The organism is Parasalinivibrio latis, assembly GCF_036825535.1.
Lineage (GTDB): Bacteria > Pseudomonadota > Gammaproteobacteria > Enterobacterales > Vibrionaceae > Parasalinivibrio > Parasalinivibrio latis.
In genome coordinates this window covers 1,575,124-1,596,779 of record NZ_CP098812.1, presented here as the reverse complement: position 1 = coordinate 1,596,779, position 21,656 = coordinate 1,575,124, and the positions used below count along the sequence as shown (strand labels likewise).

Annotated in this window: 24 protein-coding genes; 10 read left to right on the top strand and 14 right to left on the bottom strand. The window is 46.8% G+C overall.

Translation table 11 applies throughout. The features are described 5' to 3' along the window. Positions 1-12: 12 nt before the first annotated feature. Positions 13-825: a peptidoglycan binding protein CsiV gene (locus NF212_RS07650; RefSeq protein WP_434360310.1), complete on the top strand. Its 813-nt coding sequence runs from the start codon at positions 13-15 to the stop codon at positions 823-825. 107 nt (positions 826-932) lie between these two features. Beyond that, on the top strand, positions 933-1,820 hold the full coding sequence (locus tag NF212_RS07645; protein WP_434360308.1) for a LysR family transcriptional regulator: 888 nt from the start codon (positions 933-935) through the stop codon (positions 1,818-1,820). A gap of 11 nt (positions 1,821-1,831) precedes the next feature. On the opposite strand, the gene NF212_RS07640 is transcribed toward NF212_RS07645, so the two are convergent. After that, positions 1,832-2,245: a GFA family protein gene (locus NF212_RS07640; protein WP_434360306.1), complete on the bottom strand. Its 414-nt coding sequence runs from the start codon at positions 2,243-2,245 to the stop codon at positions 1,832-1,834. Between the two features lie 30 nt (positions 2,246-2,275). Continuing rightward, positions 2,276-2,929: an alpha/beta hydrolase gene (locus NF212_RS07635; RefSeq protein ID WP_434360852.1), complete on the bottom strand. Its 654-nt coding sequence runs from the start codon at positions 2,927-2,929 to the stop codon at positions 2,276-2,278. A 113-nt stretch (positions 2,930-3,042) separates the two neighbouring features. On the opposite strand from NF212_RS07635, the gene NF212_RS07630 reads away from it, so the two are divergent. Beyond that, the gene (locus NF212_RS07630; protein ID WP_434360304.1) at positions 3,043-3,588 is read left to right on the top strand and encodes a cytochrome b; all 546 of its coding nucleotides are present in this window, start codon (positions 3,043-3,045) and stop codon (positions 3,586-3,588) included. 81 nt (positions 3,589-3,669) lie between these two features. Here the strand turns inward: NF212_RS07630 and NF212_RS07625 are convergent, their stop codons facing one another. The 3 genes from NF212_RS07625 to NF212_RS07615 form a co-directional block, all read right to left on the bottom strand. Then, positions 3,670-4,053 carry a YgiW/YdeI family stress tolerance OB fold protein gene (locus NF212_RS07625; RefSeq protein ID WP_434360302.1) on the bottom strand — a complete coding sequence of 128 codons (384 nt, stop codon included), beginning with the start codon at positions 4,051-4,053 and terminating at the stop codon, positions 3,670-3,672. Positions 4,054-4,222: 169 nt separating this feature from the next. Then, complete coding sequence (locus NF212_RS07620; protein ID WP_434360300.1) at positions 4,223-5,512, bottom strand: NAD(P)/FAD-dependent oxidoreductase; 1,290 nt, start codon at positions 5,510-5,512, stop codon at positions 4,223-4,225. Positions 5,513-5,802: 290 nt separating this feature from the next. Beyond that, on the bottom strand, positions 5,803-6,072 hold the full coding sequence (locus tag NF212_RS07615) for a PepSY domain-containing protein (protein ID WP_434360298.1): 270 nt from the start codon (positions 6,070-6,072) through the stop codon (positions 5,803-5,805). Between the two features lie 52 nt (positions 6,073-6,124). Here NF212_RS07615 and NF212_RS07610 point away from each other — a divergent pair, with 52 nt between their 5' ends. The 3 genes from NF212_RS07610 to NF212_RS07600 are packed head-to-tail and all read left to right on the top strand — an operon-like array spanning position 6,125 to position 8,486. Then, positions 6,125-6,493 carry a PepSY domain-containing protein gene (locus NF212_RS07610; RefSeq protein WP_434360296.1) on the top strand — a complete coding sequence of 123 codons (369 nt, stop codon included), beginning with the start codon at positions 6,125-6,127 and terminating at the stop codon, positions 6,491-6,493. Further along, positions 6,490-7,152, top strand: a complete 663-nt coding sequence (locus tag NF212_RS07605) for a response regulator transcription factor (protein WP_434360294.1) — start codon at positions 6,490-6,492, stop codon at positions 7,150-7,152. The genes NF212_RS07610 and NF212_RS07605 overlap by 4 nt, the downstream gene beginning before the upstream one ends. Further along, a complete protein-coding gene (locus tag NF212_RS07600; protein ID WP_434360292.1) occupies positions 7,152-8,486 on the top strand; it encodes an ATP-binding protein in 1,335 nt (444 codons plus the stop codon). The genes NF212_RS07605 and NF212_RS07600 overlap by 1 nt, the downstream gene beginning before the upstream one ends. Before the next feature lie 58 nt (positions 8,487-8,544). On the opposite strand, the gene ycfP is transcribed toward NF212_RS07600, so the two are convergent. From ycfP to NF212_RS07565, 7 genes are all read right to left on the bottom strand, one after another. Beyond that, positions 8,545-9,093, bottom strand: coding sequence for an alpha/beta hydrolase YcfP (gene ycfP, locus NF212_RS07595; RefSeq protein ID WP_434360290.1), 549 nt, complete (start codon positions 9,091-9,093; stop codon positions 8,545-8,547). A 101-nt stretch (positions 9,094-9,194) separates the two neighbouring features. Then, positions 9,195-10,067 (bottom strand): DUF6279 family lipoprotein, encoded by an 873-nt coding sequence (locus NF212_RS07590; protein ID WP_434360288.1) that lies wholly within the window; start codon positions 10,065-10,067, stop codon positions 9,195-9,197. A gap of 47 nt (positions 10,068-10,114) precedes the next feature. Then, positions 10,115-10,933 (bottom strand): phosphotransferase, encoded by an 819-nt coding sequence (locus tag NF212_RS07585; RefSeq protein WP_434360286.1) that lies wholly within the window; start codon positions 10,931-10,933, stop codon positions 10,115-10,117. Positions 10,934-10,951: 18 nt separating this feature from the next. Continuing rightward, positions 10,952-11,542 (bottom strand): penicillin-binding protein activator LpoB, encoded by a 591-nt coding sequence (gene lpoB / locus NF212_RS07580; RefSeq protein WP_434360284.1) that lies wholly within the window; start codon positions 11,540-11,542, stop codon positions 10,952-10,954. Positions 11,543-11,555: 13 nt separating this feature from the next. Further along, positions 11,556-11,939, bottom strand: a complete 384-nt coding sequence (locus NF212_RS07575) for a YcfL family protein (protein ID WP_434360282.1) — start codon at positions 11,937-11,939, stop codon at positions 11,556-11,558. After that, positions 11,939-13,336, bottom strand: a complete 1,398-nt coding sequence (locus NF212_RS07570) for a COG3014 family protein (RefSeq protein WP_434360280.1) — start codon at positions 13,334-13,336, stop codon at positions 11,939-11,941. The genes NF212_RS07575 and NF212_RS07570 overlap by 1 nt, the downstream gene beginning before the upstream one ends. Before the next feature lie 32 nt (positions 13,337-13,368). After that, positions 13,369-13,719: an HIT domain-containing protein gene (locus tag NF212_RS07565; RefSeq protein WP_434360278.1), complete on the bottom strand. Its 351-nt coding sequence runs from the start codon at positions 13,717-13,719 to the stop codon at positions 13,369-13,371. Positions 13,720-14,046: 327 nt separating this feature from the next. Between NF212_RS07565 and NF212_RS07560 the strand changes: the two genes are divergently transcribed. From NF212_RS07560 to NF212_RS07550, 3 genes are all read left to right on the top strand, one after another. Continuing rightward, entirely contained in the window at positions 14,047-16,047 is a 2,001-nt protein-coding gene (locus tag NF212_RS07560; RefSeq protein WP_434360276.1) for a methyl-accepting chemotaxis protein, read from the top strand. A 187-nt stretch (positions 16,048-16,234) separates the two neighbouring features. Next, positions 16,235-17,581, top strand: a complete 1,347-nt coding sequence (locus NF212_RS07555) for a dihydroorotase (protein WP_434360274.1) — start codon at positions 16,235-16,237, stop codon at positions 17,579-17,581. A 179-nt stretch (positions 17,582-17,760) separates the two neighbouring features. Beyond that, the gene (locus NF212_RS07550) at positions 17,761-18,357 is read left to right on the top strand and encodes a type II secretion system protein (protein ID WP_434360272.1); all 597 of its coding nucleotides are present in this window, start codon (positions 17,761-17,763) and stop codon (positions 18,355-18,357) included. A 29-nt stretch (positions 18,358-18,386) separates the two neighbouring features. Here NF212_RS07550 and NF212_RS07545 read toward each other — a convergent pair whose 3' ends face one another. Both NF212_RS07545 and NF212_RS07540 read right to left on the bottom strand, forming a co-directional pair. Then, a complete protein-coding gene (locus NF212_RS07545) occupies positions 18,387-19,226 on the bottom strand; it encodes a DUF4037 domain-containing protein (RefSeq protein ID WP_434360270.1) in 840 nt (279 codons plus the stop codon). A 391-nt stretch (positions 19,227-19,617) separates the two neighbouring features. Beyond that, complete coding sequence (locus NF212_RS07540) at positions 19,618-20,175, bottom strand: pyridoxamine 5'-phosphate oxidase family protein (RefSeq protein WP_434360268.1); 558 nt, start codon at positions 20,173-20,175, stop codon at positions 19,618-19,620. Positions 20,176-20,406: 231 nt separating this feature from the next. On the opposite strand from NF212_RS07540, the gene NF212_RS07535 reads away from it, so the two are divergent. After that, positions 20,407-21,621 carry a glycerophosphodiester phosphodiesterase family protein gene (locus NF212_RS07535; protein WP_434360265.1) on the top strand — a complete coding sequence of 405 codons (1,215 nt, stop codon included), beginning with the start codon at positions 20,407-20,409 and terminating at the stop codon, positions 21,619-21,621. The last annotated feature ends 35 nt before the right edge of the window (positions 21,622-21,656 follow it).

Sequence of the window (21,656 nt, the reverse complement as noted above, 5' to 3'; positions counted from 1 at the left end):
CGGAGTCTTATTTTGAAGAGACTGGTATTTCTTCTGCTTTTCCTCGTCAGTTGGCCAAGCTTTGCTCAACGTCTTTTTGATGTGGAAATTATCCTTTTCAAACGCAACCAGGATCCGGCTACTGTCAATGAACACTGGCCTGAAAAGCTGGTCGATATCGACTATGCCAACTCAATCTCCCTGTCCGATAAAGCGGCACTGAGGAAACGAGGCATTACCCTTTTGTCGAAAAACCACTGGGAGCTGAACAGCGAGTACCAGAAACTGCGTAACCATGCCGGTTTCACGCCTCTGGTACATATGGCCTGGCGTCAAGGTGACGGTGCCCGCCCATATATGCCTAAGCTTCGACTGAGCGCAGGTAAAAACTGGGCTGATATGTTCCGCCCGGATGGCAGCAGCCTTAATGCAGCCCCACTTGACCCAGCCTACGATGCAGCCCATGCCACCGGCGGCCTCTTCGAGCTTGATGGCATCCTGCGTGTATACGTCCAACATTATCTGTTCCTTGAAACAGATATGGTGCTGCGTGAACCCAGCACCCGTGAAGTACTAGTGAATGTGAACGATGATATTCCAGCGGTACCGGAACAGGAAACCAACCAGGAAGGTGCTCCGGTTACCGAGGTAGCGGATACCGCGGCGCAAGCAGGTAACAGCGACATTCAATTTGGCGGTTTGCAGGAAATCGAAAAGACCTACCGTACAGAGAGTGTCCTGCAGGACTACGCGTTTAAACAAAAACGCCGTATGCGCAGTGGTGAAACACACTACCTTGATCACCCCCTTATGGGCATGATCATTCAGGTACGAAAAGTTCAATAGCAGCCTGAACTGAAAACCACTTAAACCCCTCCCCGCGAGGGGTTTTGTTTTTTATGTTTCAACCATAAACGGTATACTTTTACTGCCTGATCCTTCCGGAAAACATCATGAAAACCCGTCAGTTAATGCTGTTCCTCGATGTAGCCAAAACTGGCTCAATTGCTGAGGCAGCCCGAATACATGGAGCAAGCCGTACAACGGTAAGTGCAGCTGTTGCAGCCTTGGAGGATGAACTGGGTATGCCGCTGTTTCAGCGAAGCGGCAACCGGATAACCCTCACACCGCTGGGAAACAGTATTCTCCCCGAAGCAGAGCGCATAACAGCGGCGTCTGAGACCATTATGCGCCGGGCGATACAGGCTATGAGTGGCACAGAACCGGTACTCCGAATTGCGCGGGACGATGCAATTCCTGAACGGTTCTGGCGAGATTGGCTCAAAGATTTGCGTGTCCGTTTTCCTCACACGGCTATTTCCGTTTACGTAGTTTCTACACCGGAGCTGCCTTCCCTGGTAGATGAGAACCTTGCAGATGTGGCCTATGGTATGGTCAATGGGTGCGAAGTGAGCGATAACCTTACCGCACCGGTTTTAGGAAATATGGATGTCTACCTGGTCAGTTCACCGGAGCATAACCTCAGCAGGTTAAGCTACGTATCCAACACCGACCTGGCACAGCACACGGAAATTACACTGTCCCACCTAGAACCGTCCCTGATGCCAAAGCGTGGCGAAATTTCAGAGGATTATATTGCCCTCACCTTTTATGAATACATCCGGGATGCTGCTGTAGATGGGCTGGGTTGGGCAAAGGTTCCGGCCGTTTTGATGAGAAAAGAGCTCCAGCAAGCACAACTCAGCGTCCTTCGTCACGGTGAAGCCCGTAACCAGCGAAGCTTCCATGTCATCCGGCCAGGAAACGCCGCACCTGGTGATGTTCAAAGCTGGTTATCGACCAAAGTCCGACAATATCTGATTGATCAGGTGCAGTGCTGAACGAAGCGATTTCAATGGGCGGTTATAATCTTGGCCCACAGCTTTTTCCATCGGGCTTGCTTTTCCGAGGGTGACAGTTTTTTGGGGCTGATCGCTACGTCATCCCCAAGTTCAGAACGGCAAGACAGCAACTCTCCGTTGACGGCCCCTCTCCATTCACCGTCAATTTTCGCCCCAACCACAATCAGGTCATCGCAGGTTTTGCAACGATAAAACGTTGCCAGTCGGTCACCATTTTGCTCTGCTTTCATAGAATTCAACGGAACCCCAACCTCTACCTCCATCGTCGGGTGGCTGATAAGGGCAGCCGGTTTTTCCCGGCAGTAGTCACAGTCACATCGCCGTGGGTTTAATTCCGAGAAATCTATCTCAGCGGATACATGTAGACTGACTGAGTTGCAACGGCAGTTTCCTGACGAGTTCATATGTATCTCCTGTCCAGGCAACACGTGCTGTTACGACAGACGTGCTGCGATCCACTTTCCAATGTCCCTGAGTTGCGGCATACAAACCGAATGCTCCATCGCATAGGTTCTCCACACTGGAGCAAGACCAAGAGCAACAAGATCTCCCAACGCTTCCCGGCCAAGCCGTGGTGTAACAACCGGATCGTATTCCCCATGCATCACCATCACTGGCAGCCCTGAATTTTCAGGCTGAAGGCGAACCTCTTCGGCGGTAGCAAAATACGTTGAAAGAGCCAGTAACCCAGCCAGCTTCCGGGGAAACATCAGAGCTGCGTGATAGGCCACTGCCCCGCCTTGTGAGAATCCCGCAAGTACTATCCGTTGGCTGTTGATGCCGTCATCAATTTGGTGATTGATTAAGTCCGTCACAGCAGCAGCAGACTCAATCAATTGCGCTTTATTAATCTTCCTGCCTTCTCCCATCTGCAAAATATCGTACCAGGCAGGCATAACATAACCGCCATTTACCGTTACGGGGATTTGAGGCGCATGGGGAAAAATAAAGCGAATCTTTAGAGATGTGTCTAACCCCAGTTCCGGGATTGCAGCTTCAAAATCATGTCCACTAGCACCAAGGCCATGCAGCCAGATAACGCAGGCATCCGGAGCATCCGAGGTTTCAACTTGAAGGTATTTCAATATCCGTCCATCCATTATTGTTCGACAAATGTAAAGTTGCGTAATTTCTGTTGTCTGGATTTCTGATGGTGCGCAAAATTCACCCAAAACCACAACAACATTAAGGTAACGTCAGCATGACAAAAGAGAAACTTTCTAAAACCACCATCTCTCTACACTGGATTGTTGCAGGCGCCATGTTGGTCATTATGGCAATGGGCATATACATGCACCAGACAGAAACATTCGCACTTTACCCGGTACATAAGTCACTCGGCTTTATTGCCCTTATCGTGATTTTGGCCCGAATTGCCTGGCGATTGAAAGAGGGCTGGCTGGAAGATGTCTCAGATTCCCCGGAATGGCAGAAAAAAACAGCTAAAGCTGTTCACTGGATTCTGATAGTCGGAACAGCCCTGTTCCCTATATCAGGACTGATGATGTCGGTTGCCGGTGGCAATGGCCTTGGGGTATTTGGGATTGAGTTGATTGCACGAAACCCAAACCCTGACAATCCTGCAAGAGCCCTGCCTCTGAATGAAACCCTTGCAGAACTTGGCAGCACATTACACAGCATTCTGGTTCCGATAATGGTGATATCAATTGCATTGCATATCCTTGGGGCAGTTAAACACCATTTGTTCGACAAGGATGTAACCATCTCTCGAATGCTGGGACGGTAAATAGAAAAAAAGGACATCTCACAGGATGTCCTTTTACTTGGGTTGTCCGGTTCCTGGGAACGCAAGAATGCCGGCTAACAATCAATTCAGAATTTCTACACGATCCACTTCGATCTTAGGCGCATTACCAAGTTCGTAATCTCCATACAGGCGAACCTTGGTAGTTGGAGTAATACCCTGAGGGACGGAAATATCATCATCCATTTCTACGCGAATCTCTGCACCACTGCCGTCAGAGAACATAAAGGTGTCTTTGGTCAGCTGTTTAACCAGCTTGCCTTCAACAATGGTATTACGCTCTGAGAAAAAGTTAGCGTTGTCCAACAGCTGAGCAACAGTATCCACTTCTACAGGGCCGTTGAAGTTGATACCTACCGGTTTGCCATCAGTGTTGTTCCCGGCCAGCGCCAGAGCAGGAGCCATTGATGCAATAAGTGCCAGAGACAGAAGGGTTTTCTTAGCCATTTGGAGAACCTTGTTGTTATTCCTTTTCGATAAACCCAATTGTCACCCGCCCGGTCTGAACACTTACTGATAACTTTATTCATCTACCGTTCAGAAACGATCTTCTAATTAACAAGCAATAAAAAACCCGGCAAAATTCGCCGGGTCGATTTTTTCTTAGCAGAATCTGTCAGTGCAATTTCAGGTTCGGGCGCAATACACGGTTTATGCGACCCACCAGCATAATCAGGCTAGTCTTTAAATAACCATGCAGCGCAATCTGGTGCAGGCGGTACAGGGAGATATACACGATACGTGCGATCCGGCCTTCCACCATCATTGAACCTCGGGTCAGGTTACCCATCAGGCTACCTACAGTAGAGAAGCGGCTCAGCGATACCAGAGAACCGTGATCCTTATAGATATAAGGCTTCATCTCACGATCAGTAATCTTGGCTACGATGTTGCTGAAACAACGGCTTGCCATCTGGTGTGCTGACTGTGCTCGAGGCGGAACAAAAGAGCCGTCTTCCTGAACACAGGATGCACAGTCACCGATGACGAAAATATCATCATCGTTTGTGGTTTGCAGAGTTGGCTTAACCACCAGCTGGTTAATGCGGTTGGTTTCCAGGCCTCCGAAATCTTTGAGGAAATCAGGGGCTTTGATGCCAGCAGCCCACACCATAATTTTTGCCCGGATCAGATCACCGTCTTTGGTGTGAAGCCCTTGCTCATCAGCCTTAACAATCATGGTTCCGGTACGTACATTCACGCCCAGTTTAACCAGTTCCTGGTGGGCAGCACCGGAAATTCGTGGAGGCAACGCTGGAAGGATACGCTCACCGGCTTCAACAAGTGTCACTTTGAGTTTGCTGCTGTCAAGGTCACCAAAACCGTAGTTGTGCAGTTCTTTAATGGCGTTATGGAGCTCTGCAGAAAGCTCAACACCAGTTGCACCACCACCAACGATGGCAATCTCAACTTCCCCTTTACCACCCAAAGCGTGTAACTTGAGGAAAGCATTGTTCATTTCATTACGGAAACGGTTTGCCTGCTCAGGGCTGTCAAGGAAGATACAATGCTCTCGGACACCGGCAGTGTTGAAGTCATTTGACCGTGATCCAATCGCCATAACCAAAATGTCATAGCTGATTTCACGCTCTGGCATCAGCAGATCACCATCTTCATCTTCCATCGCTGCCAGCGTGATTGTTTTCTTGTCGCGGTCAATGCCGCACAGGCTGCCCAACTGGAAATCAAAATGATGGTTACGGGCATGCGCGCGGTAACTTAAGGCATCAACACCTTCATCCAGAGAACCGGTTGCCACTTCATGTAATAACGGCTTCCACAAGTGGCTGGATTTACGATCCACCAGCGTCACAGTTGCACGACGTTTGCGGCCAAGGGTACGGCCCAGTTTTGTGGCAAGCTCTAAACCGCCTGCACCACCACCTACTACAACGATCTTAAGCACAATCACTTCCTTCAAAACAAGACTGAAAAATTATTACGAAATCTGTGCGACTTATTGAGGCTGTGGAATGTTGAATGCTTAAAAGACACTGTGTAAAAAACTAAGCGAAGTTGCTTGTATTGATTAATAATTCTGCATCACAGGTCTATTTTCGGGATTCACGCCTCACTTTCTCGGTCTGACCATTATACCTTTTCTTTGATCTCAATCAATTTCCGAGAATGCCAACCATACTCAATTGTTGTTTTTTTACGCAATGATATACTTGGATGTAATTTTATTACACCATTTCACTCATACTCGATATTGATGATTTCACCGAGATCCGTGAATTCCACCTCAACACGTTCCCCCTCAGAATCTTTGGCTTCTGCCTCGAATTTACCTTCATCATGATCCCACTCCACTTCACTGATATCGTGATATCCGAGGCTGACCATTTTGCTCACAATTTCCGGCACTGTTTTTCGTTGTGCCTGCGAGCCTTCCTCTGCATAGTGGTTTTGCGCCCAAAGCAACGTTGAAGAAAACAAGCCCAAAATCAGCAGTAGCACTCTCATATTTACTTCCCATTCATTGGCGGTTCAGATTAGCTGGGGTAGATTGGTAATCATGAAAAAAATGACCGTTGCCATTCTGTTTGTATCCCTTACCCTGCTAACCAACTTGGCAGGCGCTTCGCCGCATCTAAAATATGATGAAGACTGGGATGAAGTCAAAGCAGCAGTCGATGATGGCGCAATTCGGCCTTATAATGAGTTACTTGAAAAGCTTAATTCACTCAATCCAAAGGCAAAAATCGTAAAAGTTGAAGTAGAAGAAGAAGACGGCATCTGGATTTATGAAATCCGGATGCTGGATCAACGGCGCAATGTCGTAAAAATGGAACTTAACGCTAGCACCCTTGAAATCCTTTCAGTCAAAGGCCATAACCTGGAGAAGTTTTTTGCCGATTACTTCCGGAAATCAACAGAACAATGAAAATACTGGTTGTTGAAGATGAACCTCAACTGGCGCGCCAGCTCCACGACCAACTCACCCAGCAGGGATTTACGGTAGATTCTGCTTACGACGGTGAGCAAGCACATTTTGCCGGTACTGTTGAGCAATATGATGCTGTAGTGTTGGACTTGGGCTTGCCAAAAATTGATGGCCTTACTGTTCTTAAACGCTGGCGTTCAGCAGGTTTAACCTTTCCCGTCATCATCCTGACCGCCCGCGCAGAGTTACATGAACGTATCGAAGGGCTAAATGCCGGTGCCGATGATTACCTGTCCAAACCCTTTCAGATGGGCGAGCTGGTAGCAAGAGTACACGCACTTGTCCGCCGGGCTGCCGGTCATGCCACATCAGTACTCACCGCAGGTAACATCCGGCTTGATATATCATCGTCTCAGGTTACCTGTGACGGGCTGTCTGTCTCTCTGACGGCTCATGAGTTGAAAGTGCTTGGTTACCTGATGCTCCACAAAGGTAAAGTGGTATCACGATCCACTCTGATTGAGCATATATACGCGCAGGATTTCGATCGCGACTCCAACACAGTGGAAGTCTTTATCGGGCGCATTCGCAAAAAACTGGGCAGTGATCTGATAGAAACTGTTCGGGGACTTGGCTACCGTATTCCTGAGGGTTCCTGATGCTTTCACTTCGAAAGCGATTACTTTTAGGTGCCGGGCTCTGTTGCTTGCTCCTGCTTGTTGCTACCGGCGTAACTATCGAACGGTTTGTGGTCAAGTACCTGCAAACTGAAATGATTAATGAGATGACCGTCAGCCTTGACGATCTAATCGCCAATCTGGATATCGATGCCACCAGCCGTCAACCAATCCTGTCCGACCGACTTTCTGACCCCCGTTTTCAACAACCCTACTCAGGTCATTACTGGCAAGTTCAAAGCAACAGCCGGGTTATCCTTCGCTCGCGCTCGTTATGGGACCAGGATCTTTCTTTCAATCATCTGTCCCGGGTTAATGGCATCGTCACCACTGAAACAAAGGGTCCACAAAAAGATCAGTTACTGGTTATACAGCAACGTATCAAACTTCCCGGCAGCCAGGAAACCTACTGGCTGAGCGTGGGTGTACAGCTGTCCAACATGCACAAGGCACTTAAAAACATTCGGGGCAGCATTTATATTGGCCTTGGCCTGATGACGCTTGGGGTGTTAATGGTACTTGCCTTTCAGCTAAGCTGGGGTTTGGCCCCCCTCAGTCAACTGCGAAAAGAACTGGACCGCATCCGGGAAGGTAAACAGGAAAATTTTAAAGGCACCTACCCCCCTGAGATTTCACCACTGACTGATGACATCAACACACTGGTGACGCATTACCGATCATTGTTAGAGCGAGCCAGGACACATACTGGTAATTTGGCTCATGCACTTAAAACTCCAATCAGCGTGATGCAAAACGACCTGGATGCTGACAGCGAGCCAGACAAAGCGCTGCTTCTGTCCCAACTCAACACAATGCGGCAGCACGTGGAATATCAGCTCGCCAGGGCTCGCCTTGCAGGCTCTGCCCGCATTCTGGGTGTATCTTGCTCTCCATACCAGCAATGTAAAAATGCAGCCTCTGCTTTCGAACGGCTTTACCAGACAAGGGGATTGGCAGTAAACCTGGAAGCAGACCCCACATTAAAAGTGGCAGTTGATGCCAAAGACTTTGATGAAATGGCTGGAAACCTAATAGAAAACGCTTTCAAGTGGGCTCAAAACGGGTTGTGGATCCATACAAGAGCCAGCGAGAACATGGTGGAAGTCTATGTGGAAGATGACGGCCCAGGCATGACCGAGCACGAGTGCCAACAAGCCTTGCAAAGAGGCAAGCGTATTGACGAACATACCCCGGGTTCTGGCCTCGGCCTGAGTATTGTCACCGATGTTGTTACCGCTTATCAGGGCCGGTTGTCACTCACGCGCTCTGAACTGGGCGGGCTTTGCGCCTGTTTGTACTTACCCCGACAGCAATAAAAGAAACAGCCACTAAAATGTGGCTGTTTTCAAAGTTCACCCACTGTTTAAACGAGTGTCAAACGGCTTCCCCGTTTTTAAACGCTTTCATTGTTTGAAGGTGATGGGAGATCTTCTTAAATTTATGAGACTGATCTTCGTCCCATATCACGTTATAAAACTCACCAAGTTCATCAGCTGTTTTGCGCGTATCCATCGTCTCATCATTTCGGGACAGCACAACAACGCAGTTACCGGCATTTTTTGTCCGGAAGTTCTCAACACATTTGGTTGCAATGTCCTCATACTCTTCCGGGCGGTCAATCCTGCCTTCCATATTACATTCTGGATGAAGGTTTGGGTTAAAAATCATTTGCTTAATGCCGCAAAGGAACCCTATCCTCTCTGACCAATAGCCTCCCAGACCCACACCACAAATTAATGGGGCAGGATCATCAGACAATTCTACTGCTTTATGGACTTCTTTAAGCAGGTGCTGCATGTCGTGTTTGGGATGAAGAGTGCTGTAGTTGATGAATCGGACATCGGGATCGATAAACTGGAGCTGAAGTACTTTTTCGTGGTTTCCTGGGCTTGTGGAATCAAATCCGTGAAGGTAAATAATCACTCTGGTGTCCTCAATATCCTTGTACTACACGTTCAATCTAACACTAAACATAAGGGCGCTTGTGAACAATAATGTGACAGTGCCCACTTTTCTGTTATTTTTTAATCGTGTATATGCGCAATGCCGCTTAAGCCATGTAACCCCTGAATTTCCGCCTGTATATCGGTTAGACGGTCAATGAGATGGGCTTTTTGATTGTCGGTCAGCGTTGTGTTCAAGCGGTTCAGAACCTCAAATCGACGGGAAAGCAACAACCTGATATCCCACTGTTTTTCCGGATAATTAAAATAGATGAAATCTCGTGCAAACAGCTTTAACTCAGCATCCAGATCTATGGACCTCCGGTTGTCTATCATCGCATATAGACGGGTCAGGATTTGGGCTCGAAATTCATTGAACACCGGCCGCATTTCCAACTGGTAACCTGCCATTTCACGCAGCAGTTTACGTTGCCTGTCATTTATATTACCAACCCAATACTCCGCAGCATCCTCAAGCTTTTCAGCCCGGCGGGTCAGCTGCTGCTCTGATGTGCCTTCACGGGATTTCCGAAGTGCCTTTTCGATTTTTTTGTCTACGATGCCCTTCAGTTCTTTAGCCTGCTCATCTGAAAGTTTAGGGACAACAGCTGCCAGTGTAGGGATAAAACCATATACCGTATTTACGAATCGCCGGTTTGAAAGATTGTGATATGCCTGGATACGGCCGTAGTCCAAGGAACTGTCCTCGATGTCCTTTTGAACCATTGCCAATAAAATCTGGAGTTCAGGCAGTTCATTGACACGGTGCCACTCAATAAACCGGGTAAGCTGAATATCCAGCAGTTTTTCCTGCTTACGATCTAAATCCACATAGTCATCAATGTAGTATGGTGCCCACAAGGGAAAGTTGTTGTAAGCAAGCTTGGTCGTGCTGCATGCAGTGAGGAAAAAACCAGATAAGAAAACAAGAAGAACAAAATGGCGTTTGTGCATCCAAGCCTCCATTTTTTTATGGGCTGTGAGGCGTCTTAAAGCATAGCTCACCCTTTATGCAGTTGCTCCAGCATAGCGTAAGCCCGTTCCTTATACAGGGTTCCACTGTACAACATATCCCCGAGAAGATACCAAAGCAGTCCCATATATTGGACAAACGGCAACCACTTTAGTGCCCTTTCAATCCACTCTTTTTTGTCCGCCACTCCCTGTATAAGACAATATTTTTCAACTGTTTCTTTAACATCATACCCATTAGCAACGGCACAGAGGACCACGTCAAGGCAGGCATCACCAGCTGATGAGTACTCCCAGTCGATGACCTTCAGATGATTTCCAGGCTCCCGTATTAAGTTGTAAAAACCAAAATCATGATGACACAACGCGATAAAAGAGGACTTAGGTAACACCGCATTTTGCATTTGGTTATGCAATCGTTTTAGCTTTCGACTTTTAACGCTTTCTGGCAAGTGATTCCAATAATGCAGGCATCGTGACTTCAGGTTAAAAACGAAGGGAGGAAGACATAAATTGTGAACCTTACCAAGAAGTGTTAACACTTCTTCCTGACTCAGGCTATCCGGCTCACAAACCTCGCCATCTGCAAAGTCTACAAGCAGCCCTTGCTCATAAAGCGCAACAGGAGCCGGGGACAATCCCGCTTTCGCTGCAATGGTTTGTGCAGCCAATTCCTGTTGCCGGCATACACCAAAAATGTCTGATGCAATCGAAACCGGCCGCCACACCAAATGCTTTCCATTTGAGTCTGTCAGTTTCCAGCAGCGATTGGATAACCCTCCGCTCAGGGGGGAAACCGCGACGATCCGGCATGCCAAATCGTCGGGTAAGAGAGGTTGTTCGTACACTTTGCTTATTGCCAGGGTTTACCAACCGATCAACGCACGGGATTCTTCCTTACGGATTTGGCTCTCATCTGCCCACTCAATCAAACCGGTTTGCAAATCCATCAGTCGCATTGTCATTTTGTAATAGACGTCTTTATCATTGCCGTCACGCTTTACGATACTGGCAAGGTTACCATAGAGCATATATTGCGCACCGACCATACGTCCAAATTGGATAGCTGTTGCCGGGTTAACCAGTTGGTCGTTGTTCTGGAAATCCAGTTGCTTACGAACAGCTTCCACCCTTCCCATATCAACAAACCTGAACTCCCCGGAATTCAGAAGGCGTGTACTGATGGTGTCAGTAATAGACTCTGTATCAATATGCTCAGCGGTTTTATTTTTAATTGATTCAACAAAAACTATCGGGCGTTCCCCCTTGGTCAAGGATGCAACCGCTGGGGACGACAGCATACTGTCTGTCATATCACTGGCAATTTTCTGTAAATCTGAGGAACCAAATTCAATCGTAGTAGTTTCAATTCCTTCAGCATCGCCATAACGTACCTGGTTAGTACATCCACCCAGTACCAAAGCCAGTCCCACAAGCGCCCAAATACCTTTATTCATCAATCAACCTATATTAATTCTGTGATTTCACCACTACCCGGTAGTTTACTGCATCCGGGCTTACTGACATTGCTTCAAGCGTCGTTGAGTCATAACCGGTCAACGTCACATGACGCCACGGCTCTTTTCTTACATTCACTTCCAGACCCTGGTCATTGTACCAATAGAAACGGTATACCAGCGTCTGTGTACTGGCGACTTTGCTGGTCACACTGACCATCGCCTTGAGGTGCTCATTCACTGACATTGATTCAGCAGCACCAAACTCGAGTGTCAAAGCCAAGCCATGATCAGCAAGAACAACATGCTGGCTCCTGCTCTCAATGCTGATGCCGGCAGTATTTTGCGCACAGCCACCCAGCAAGATAATGGCGGCAACAAATGCAAACAGTCTCACTAGAGACCTCCTATGGTTCTTGACCAATGTACTACGCTGTCTCCCTGGCGGGAGAGCCAGACAATTGTCGTATGGCCTTTCTTTAATTCAGCAGTTATTTCAGAATTTCCTGCTCGAATTATAAGACTTTGAGGCCTAAAAAATCCCGAGTAAATTGCAACAGACTCCGGCAGTGCGAACCAAGCCCGCGTATCAGGCTGCTCTGTTAACGTATTGAGTACATTGCCGATAAAATTTCCCACATTTTGATCTTTGTCTTCAAGTGCTCGCCGAAATTCATTTTTCGCAATTACCCGGATAATCTGCCGGATGATTAACACAGGAAGTTTCTCTGACAAAGCCTGCCTGGCCATCAAATTAATGTCCGCAATTTGGTCGAGGTTTTTAACCTGGCCATTAATTGTTATGGGCATCGGCGTATTCACCTGACGATTGGCATAGTACGGCATTGCCAGGTTATAACTGTTCAGGTACCCGCTGCCATCGGGTAACCAGACATTCAGGTCCCATCCCCGTTTGGCTTCAACCACTCCCTGCTCAGAGAGAATGACCAGTCTTCCATTTCCTTTATTGGCCGGCTGATATTTACCGTAGCGTTTTTCTAGCTTTTTAAGCGCACCGGATCTCCCCTGCAAAGCGGCGATGCGCATGGTCGACTGCGCTAACATCTTACTTTCAGGTGCAATAGCAAGTGCACGCCCATAGTCTATGTAGGCGTTATTGTAGTCTCCGGTTGATTCATAGAGTATGCCAGAGAGGAAATAGAGATAACCGTTTTGTATTGCCTGGATATGTTTTCCGGCATCGGGATAGCGTGACAGCACCGCGCCAACATTTTCTTCAATTCGGTTTTCCCTGGCCAGGGTCTCGGCATGCCTGAGCATACTCTCCCGGGTTTTGCGGGCTCTGTCCTGAATCCCTTCAGCCCTGCGTATCTCTACCAATGCGCCTTGAAGGTCATTTTTTTGTAGATATCCCAACGCAAGGTACAGATGTAAAAAGCCAGATTCGTAGTCAGACGGGTAATACGTAAGCATATTATCGTTGGTTAACGCTGAACCGACAGTATTCAACAGCTCGGAAATTTGGATATCCGGGTTACTATCCAGCCTGCGGGCTTTTTCATCGGCAGATTGGAAAGCATCAAAGCTTTGTTGTACATCCCCGGCCAACATAGCAAGACGCCCCTGCTCCAGATCAAACAGTAATGGATTGCCGTCGTCTTCTGGTAGTTGCGTCAAAGCGTTTTGGTAAGCCCCGCTAACAAGGCTGGCTCTGGATTCTGCTGTCATTTGGGAATAATGACTGAAAAGGCTGTAAGCAGAGAGATTGCTGCAGGCGGTAACAAAAACACTGGCAATAAAAACCAGTGTCAAGCGGCATTGTTTCGTCATCATATTAGTTTAGGAGCGAAGAGACAGGCGTCACATCAACCAACCAGTATTGGTCCCAGTGGTTTCCCGCCAACTAAGTGCATGTGGATATGGTAAACCTCCTGTCCACCATGCTTATTGCAGTTCACGATCAGGCGGTACCCACTTTCGCTTATACCTTCACTCTCGGCAATGTTACGGGCCACGGTAAACATCCTGCCGAATGCGGCTTCATCACTGTCTGTTGCATCGTTGACTGTCGGGATATAACGATTCGGCACAATCAGAATATGGCTGGGTGCTCGCGGGTTTATATCGCGAAATGCTGTTACCAAATCATCTTGGTAGACAATATCGGCAGGGACTTCGCGGTTTATGATTTTGCTGAAAATGGTCTCTACCGACACAGACAACTCCTGACGAAACCAGTAATGATACATGTGAGCTATCAGTATGCTTGAAACTGACACTCTGAGCAATATGAACACCGTTTTGTTTAATTCGTGAAGTCTCTCATAACGTAATGAAAAGTTTGCGTTTCAACTCAAAGTTTCAGCCTGTTGTCGCGCCAAAAGGTTCAACTTGGCGATGTAATGACGATACAGTCACTAGGACTTTTTTCGCGTCGCGTAGTTCTTATAACCAGCAGGTTTGAAACCTCTTCTATCCATTTCCACGACGCATAACTGCCCTGCCGGAGAGAAAAGTGAAATGGTTTTTGGTGGATTATTGATATGAAAGTAAAACAGCGTTCCGTCGTTCGCCAGATGTATGCGGGATTCAGCGTTCTCATTCTCGCCTTTGTCGCATCAAATCTGTTAACCCTTGATGGTGCAGGAAGTATCCATCATCAATTGGAAAGGGTTACCGGAGAAAGTGTTCCCCTTGTGACACTTTCCAACGAGGTAAGCGTCAGCCTTTTGGAAGCTGACAAGGTTTTCAAGGATTATCTGGCAACGGATAACTCCGGTGGGACAGTTGATGTTGAAGAGCGCTTTGCTGCTGCCAAAGAGGCATTTGATTCGGCATTTCAAGCACTGAGTGTATTTGCCGACAGCTATCCCCAACTAAAAAACCAGTTAACCTCATTGCAGGTGCAGGAGGACGTTTACTTTTCTGAAGCTGCTCAAGCCATTCGCAATGTTGAAAAACTCCACCATGCCGAAGCTGAATTACAACAGTATGTTCGACGCTACCAGGCACTGTTCACTGAACTTAATACTGGTATGAAGGAGATGATAAACAGCCAGGGAAATACTACCGCGAAGGTCTTATCCAAGAGCTACTTTGTAAAACTGGCAGATGCCGAGCGTATTACCTCAGATGCCCTGGCAACCCGTGATTTGACTGAAATTGAAAAAGCAGTGTCCGGGAACAACAAAAGTGTTACTCACCTGAATTATGCATACCGCGGTATCACCAACCAGATGCCTGCGTTGAAAGAACGTTTTGATCCTCTGGTATCCCAGTTTATTACCGACGTAGGTAAAAAAGGCGGGGTTCTGGATAAACACCAGGAATTCGTACTCGCTTCTTCTGCCCTCAATACCAATATCACTAATTTGTCTCTACAAGTGGACCATACAATGGCGACACTGGCAGAGTTTCGGGAACTCGCACAGCAGCAGATGAACGCTGCCATCCATCAAGCGTCAGAAGAATACCGTCAGGGTATCTACAGAACCTTGCTGCTGGGTGCTGCTGTAACGGCTCTGGTCATCTTTATCGGGTGGCACCTTTCACGCTCGGTCCGACGCCCTACCAGTTACATGATGTCCTCTCTGGAAAGCCTGGCTTCCGGGAATATGACTAAACGCATTGAAATCATCCAGCACGATGAATTTGGTGAATTGAGCGGCCACATCAATACACTGGCGGATCAACTTCAGGGAGTTCTCCGTAAAATTCAGGACGGTGCGGAACAACAGGCCCAGATTGCAGAAGAAAACCAGGCAGCAACACAGTCCGCAAAAGAGAAACTCAACTTACAGCGTAACCAAACCACGACAGTTGCAGCCGCAATGACAGAAATGGATCACTCCGCCGAAGCCGTTTTCTCCAGCGCACAAAGTACCCTTCAGCATGTCCACGATGTCAGTGACTCTGCCGCACGCGGCCGTGACGTTATGAGCCGGAATATCAGCACTTCACATGAGCTGTCAAATCGTCTAAATGAGTCAGAGGAAGCAGTAAGATCATTGAAGGATATGAGCCTTAACATCGGGTCAATCCTGGACGTTATCCGTAATATTGCCGACCAAACCAACCTCCTTGCCCTTAACGCAGCCATAGAAGCAGCGCGGGCAGGTGAGCAAGGACGCGGCTTCGCTGTTGTGGCTGATGAAGTCCGCGTATTGGCAAAGCGGACAACTGATTCAACCGCTGAAATTGAATCAATGATCGCCCGCCTTCAGGAAAGCTCGACATCAGCCATGAGTGTCATGCAGGACTGCGTCCAGGAAATGGAAGCCAGCATCATCCTCGCGTCGGATGCCAACAGTGCAATGGAAGAAATTGAGGCGGCAATCCTGTTGATCAGCGATATGAGCAGCCAAATTGCCCAGGCTGCAGACGAACAGCGAAAAGTATCGATGGAGATATCCAAGAACATTGAAGATATCAGCCATCTGACTGAAGAGAGTTACCAGTCTATGGAGGAAGTAGCAAACACCGGGCATGTTATTGATGAGCAGGCTCATATTCAAAATGACCTCGTTCACCGGTTTACCCTTTAGTCAATTTAACAAGTCGTTACAAAGACAGCGGTGGCTTTTTAGCCACCGTTTTTTTACATCTGGTGACCCGTGCAATCGTTTACGCTAGACTATAGCGCCGTACAGCCTGTAAACCGAACTGGCAGCAGGCTTTCGGGTACTTTCTCTCTCCAAAGTGCCTGCGTTTTCGCGACAAAAGGAAGTGAACATGACCACTCTGTTGTTTAAAAATGCAACAATCGTAAATGAAAACAATATCGAACTAACCGATGTACTGGTTAGCAATGGCCGTATTGAGAAAATCAGCACAGGTATCGATGCACCTGCTGATGCACGAGTCATTGATGCGACGGGCAAACACCTGTTACCCGGTATGATTGATGATCAAGTTCATTTCCGTGAGCCCGGCTTCCCTACTAAGGGCACTATCGCCTCAGAATCAAAATCAGCTGTAGCCGGCGGCATTACCACCTATATGGAAATGCCAAATGTAAACCCTCAAACAACCACCCTTGAAGCACTCGAAGAAAAGTACGAACGAGCAGCAAAAAGCAGTTTCGCCAATTACGCGTTCTATCTTGGTGCAACCAATGACAATATCGATGAGATTCGCCGGTTAGATCCCAACCAGGCTTGTGGCGTAAAGGTCTTCATGGGAGCCTCTACCGGCAACATGCTGGTTAATAACCCGGAAACCCTGGCTTCCATTTTTGCAGACAGCCCGGTGCTCATTGCTACTCACTGCGAAGATACGCCGATGATCAGTGAACTGGAAGCCATCTACAAGGAACGTTATGGTGAAGACGTTCCAATGCACGAACACGCACGTATTCGTTCTGCAGAGGCCTGCCTGAAATCTTCTCAACTGGCAGTAAACCTTGCCAAAGAGCATGGTACCCGCCTGCATGTGTTGCACCTGACGACCGCAGACGAACTTTATCAGTTTGAACCTGCCAAGACCCTTGAAGAGCTGGCGAGCAAACAGATCACGGCAGAGGTGTGTGTTCACCACCTGTTCTTCAACCGCGATGATTACGAAACACTGGGCTCCCAGATCAAATGCAACCCTTCTGTCAAAGACAAATGGCACCAGGATGCTCTGGTTCAGGCGGTGAAAGATGGCGTTATCGACATCATCGCAACCGACCATGCCCCTCATACCTGGGATGAAAAACAGGGTACCTACTTCAATGCCCCATCAGGAGTACCATTGGTTCAACACGCCCTGCAATCTGCACTTGAATTTTATCACCGCGGTGAATTCGACCTCGGTTTGGTGGTACAAAAGACCGCACATGCCCCGGCGGTTCGCTACCAAGTGAAAGATCGAGGCTTTATTCGCGAAGGTTACTGGGCTGACCTGGTACTGGTTGATATGAACAAGCCCCATACCGTTAGCAAGGATAACATGTTCTATCAATGCAACTGGTCTCCTTTCGAAGGTTACACATTCGGAACCAGCGTAGAAATGACACTGGTAAACGGTGAAATTGCTTTTGAAAACGGGAACCACGCTGAACAACGTTACTCACAACGTCTCGAGTTCAGTCGCTAACCAAACCTGATTAATTAAAATCAGCCAACCTTCGGGTTGGCTTTTTTATTTTCAAAATAATAGCGATACCCAAGCCACTAATATTGAAAAATCCATCCCATACAAATCAGTCGCATATTGCATCTATTAACACACAAATCAATAATGGTGTGTCATTTGGACTACAGGTAGTGGTTACTATGGAAAGTATGCCCAAAATCCACAAACAGGGTTTCACCCTCATTGAGCTTGTTGTTGTCATTGTTATTCTTGGGATCCTTTCGGTGACAGCTGCACCAAAGTTCCTCAATTTTTCATCTGATGCTAAAAAATCAGCAGTAAAAGCCATTGCCGGTTCAATGCAGGAAGCGGCAACACTTTATCAATTGAAAGATAAACTAAGTATTTGCGGGACTCAAAATTACTCTGTGGTAGAAGGAGCATCTATTCATTGGGGAGCAGTTTATTCAGGTGACTGGGATATTTCACTCAACAGTGATTGTAGCTACAACGATCTTACACTGGACGGCATTCCGGAAATCTTTGAAGCCATGAGTATTGATATTAAAGATTTCTGGTTAGTGCACACTCGTAATGAGCCGGCCCCAAATCGCGATGTCTTGTGGGTAGCTCCGTACCCTCCTGAAAATAAGAAAGGAATCCACGTCATTGCACATAACGCTTATGCTGAAAATGCTGATGATATAAAAGCCACAAATTGCTATATAAGGTATGCAACACCTAGAAACAACGCCAAAGGAGACGCCTTAGTGTCTTATGTAGTCAGTGGGTGCTGAGCTAAGTCTTGGTGAAATGGGATTTTTTATCAGCCGATAGCTTTTGTTTCTTTCACTAAACGTAAAAGTTCTTCTCTCTGAGCAAAAAGAGATTCCTTTGAAAACTCAGCATTAGGCCAAATCAAGTTACGAATACGCTCTTCAAATGCTTCTGGCTTGCAGGCTAATCGATTCAAATTGGAAAGGATCCTTTTATCCCCAGGGAAATAACACCGGTTCTTTGCAAAAACCACTTGAATAAGACTATGTACGGCCTGGTGAACCACACCAATAGCATACATAACATCATTTCTCTCAATCGCAGCAATATACTGCGGGTTTTCTGCACAACACTCTGCCACAGAAAGATATTGTGACGTGATATTTTCGCGCAAGGCATCCGGGTAATTTCGCGTATCATCTTTCCAGTGGGTAAGGATATTTTGAGGATCATAGATTGGGATCAACTTGGGGAGATCAGAAAGGATCCCAAAACTGTAATATCCCTTTGTAGACCAACTCACGACGTCTTTGTCTACCTTCCCTTCACAGCATGCTTTTATACTGTCTTCGATACACTTGGTAGAACGTATCCAACACTCAATTTGAGTTCCATTGTAGATAAAATCAGTCCCAGCCTGGGTCAGCTCTGATTCATCCCCCCAGGAAATAACCGTATCCACCCCATCTATCTGACTCGACAGCAACTCACTTCTGGCGTCATTACAAATGACTTCATCTGTGAAGATATAAATGTTTAAGTCTGAGAAGCTGTCAGCTTGTTGGTGTGCATGAGAACCTCCAACGGCAATAGTACATTCACCCCTACAAAACTGCTTTAACACAGGTACCAGTGTGGTGACGATATTATCTAAGTTTTCAGTAAACATACGTCTTCCATGTACGATTAAGTATCAGTCAAACCAGTGGGCAACTCACTGATTCTCTATAATGAGACAGTTGTGTCACATTTGATTTATTAATAACCTAGCATAGTGACTAATTTAACACCACATATTGTTTGAAATTTATTCTCACTTATTTATGTCGCTCACAAATAATTTAAGCAGAAAATTTCCCTCTTATGAGGAATTATTTTCCTGACAGGATATTCAGGTGATCATTATTTAAGATCATAAAAGGATCTTTATGGGTATACCTAAAAGATCTTAATACCGTATTGGGCATATCTTTCAGGACAAAGGCCATTTATTGTTGTGGTAGCGAGGATCGGGTGTGAAAGTGAGCGGGCATGTAATACCCGCTCCAGAAAGCGGGGTTTTACTTTTTATTGGTCAACTCAGTAATGCGCGTTTCTTTACCATCAATGCTGACACTGTTTTTCTTTTTCCAATATTCTCTCAATTCATCACTGGTTTTCTTGTGATGCCATTTCTTAAGATCATTTCTTTCCTGTACGTAATCATATAATGGAACTGACATTCCACAGGATGATTGGACAAGATCCACATCCAACAAAAATATCTGGCGTGCACCAGCCGGATCTTCGAACTGGTTAATATAGTCTTCCCATTTTTCATCATCACAATGTAATACTGTCGCTGTACCATAAAGACGCACGATTTCCGGAGAACCTTCAAAGGCACAAAACATAAGTGTCATCCGCGGCGATTCCAGTAAATGTGCTGCGGTTTCATTACCACTGCCTGTATAGTTCAACCAAATTACCTTGTTTGCTCCAAGAACTTTAAGCGAATCCATGCCTTTGGGCGAAACATTCACCCGGCCTTCCGGCGCTGCAGTTGCCACAAAAAATATTTTCTGTTGTTCAATAAATGCAATATGACGATCTGAAATATTAGTAAACTGCTTTGACATAATCCTAAACCTCCCTGTCCAATGCGTTGTTTATAAGACTACTCTAGGACAACTGCACCAGTATTCCCAGACGATATACCTAAGTTACGGTAACCTTGGATCAGATATGCTACTGGCGCATCACTCTTTTTAAAGCTGTGTAATTTTTTCTCTAAACGGAAATGTAACCATCGTCAATCTGCAATATAAATCACTCTATATTGGCGTTTTTCAGACAATGGAAGTAGCAAAATGAAAAAAACTCTATATCTGGCACCTCTGTTTTTGGGTGCATTATACGCCATGCCTGCAGTTGCGGCAGACGTTGAAGTCGGTCCCCGTCCTTATTACCTCATAGACCGTATGGCGGAGAGTTCTCTAAAGGAAAAATTACTTTCCTGTGCATCGATGGAATTCAAGCAAACTGACTTTTCTATTGGTCACCGTGGTGCTCCGATGCAGTTCCCAGAACATACTGTTGAATCCAACAAAGCCGCAGCCAGAATGGGAGCTGGCATCCTCGAATGTGACGTGACGTTTACCAAAGACAAGGAACTGGTCTGTCGTCATGCTCAAAATGACCTGCATACAACCACCAATATTCTGGTGTCCCCACTGGCAGAGAAGTGTACCAAAGGCTTTCAACCTGCAGACGGCGACAGGAAAGCATCCGCAGAATGCCGTACATCAGATATCACTCTTGCGGAGTTTCGTACCCTGCAAGGAAAAATGGATGCAGCCAATACAAACGCAAAAACGGTTGATCAATACCTGGATGGTACAGCCGGTTGGCGCACTGACCTTTATTCTGCAGAAACCGGTACCTTAATGACCCATGCAGAATCTATTGAATTGTTTAAATCATTGGGCGCTAAGTTTACACCAGAGCTGAAATCTCCTTCTGTTGAAATGCCATTCAATGGTTTCAGCCAGCAAGATTACGCTCAGAAGATGATTGACGAATACAAAGCCGCAGGCATTCCTGCCTCGGATGTCTATGCTCAGTCATTTAACCTGGAAGATGTCCTTTACTGGACTAAAAATGAACCCGAATTCGGCAAGCAAGCGGTCTATCTGGATGATCGCTACAACGTAGAAGGGTTTGATTCCAACAATGCAGCAACGTTCAAGCCATCAATGAAAGAACTCGCTGATATAGGTGTAAATTACATCGCCCCGCCAATGTGGATGTTAGTGACTATAAAAGACGGGAAGATCGTTCCGTCCGCCTATGCGGAAAAAGCCAAGGATGCGGGGCTGAATGTCATTACCTGGACCCTCGAGCGATCTGGCCCGCTCAAAAGCGGTGGCGGCTGGTACTATCAGTCAATTAAAGATGTCACCGACAGCGATGGCGTGATGTTTGAACTGCTCGACGTGCTGGCGAAAGATGTTGGTATCAAAGGGATATTTTCAGACTGGCCGGCGACGGTAACTTACTATGCCAACTGCATGGGCCTGAAGTAAATTCGCCTTGTGAAAGCCTCTGTCCATAAAGACAG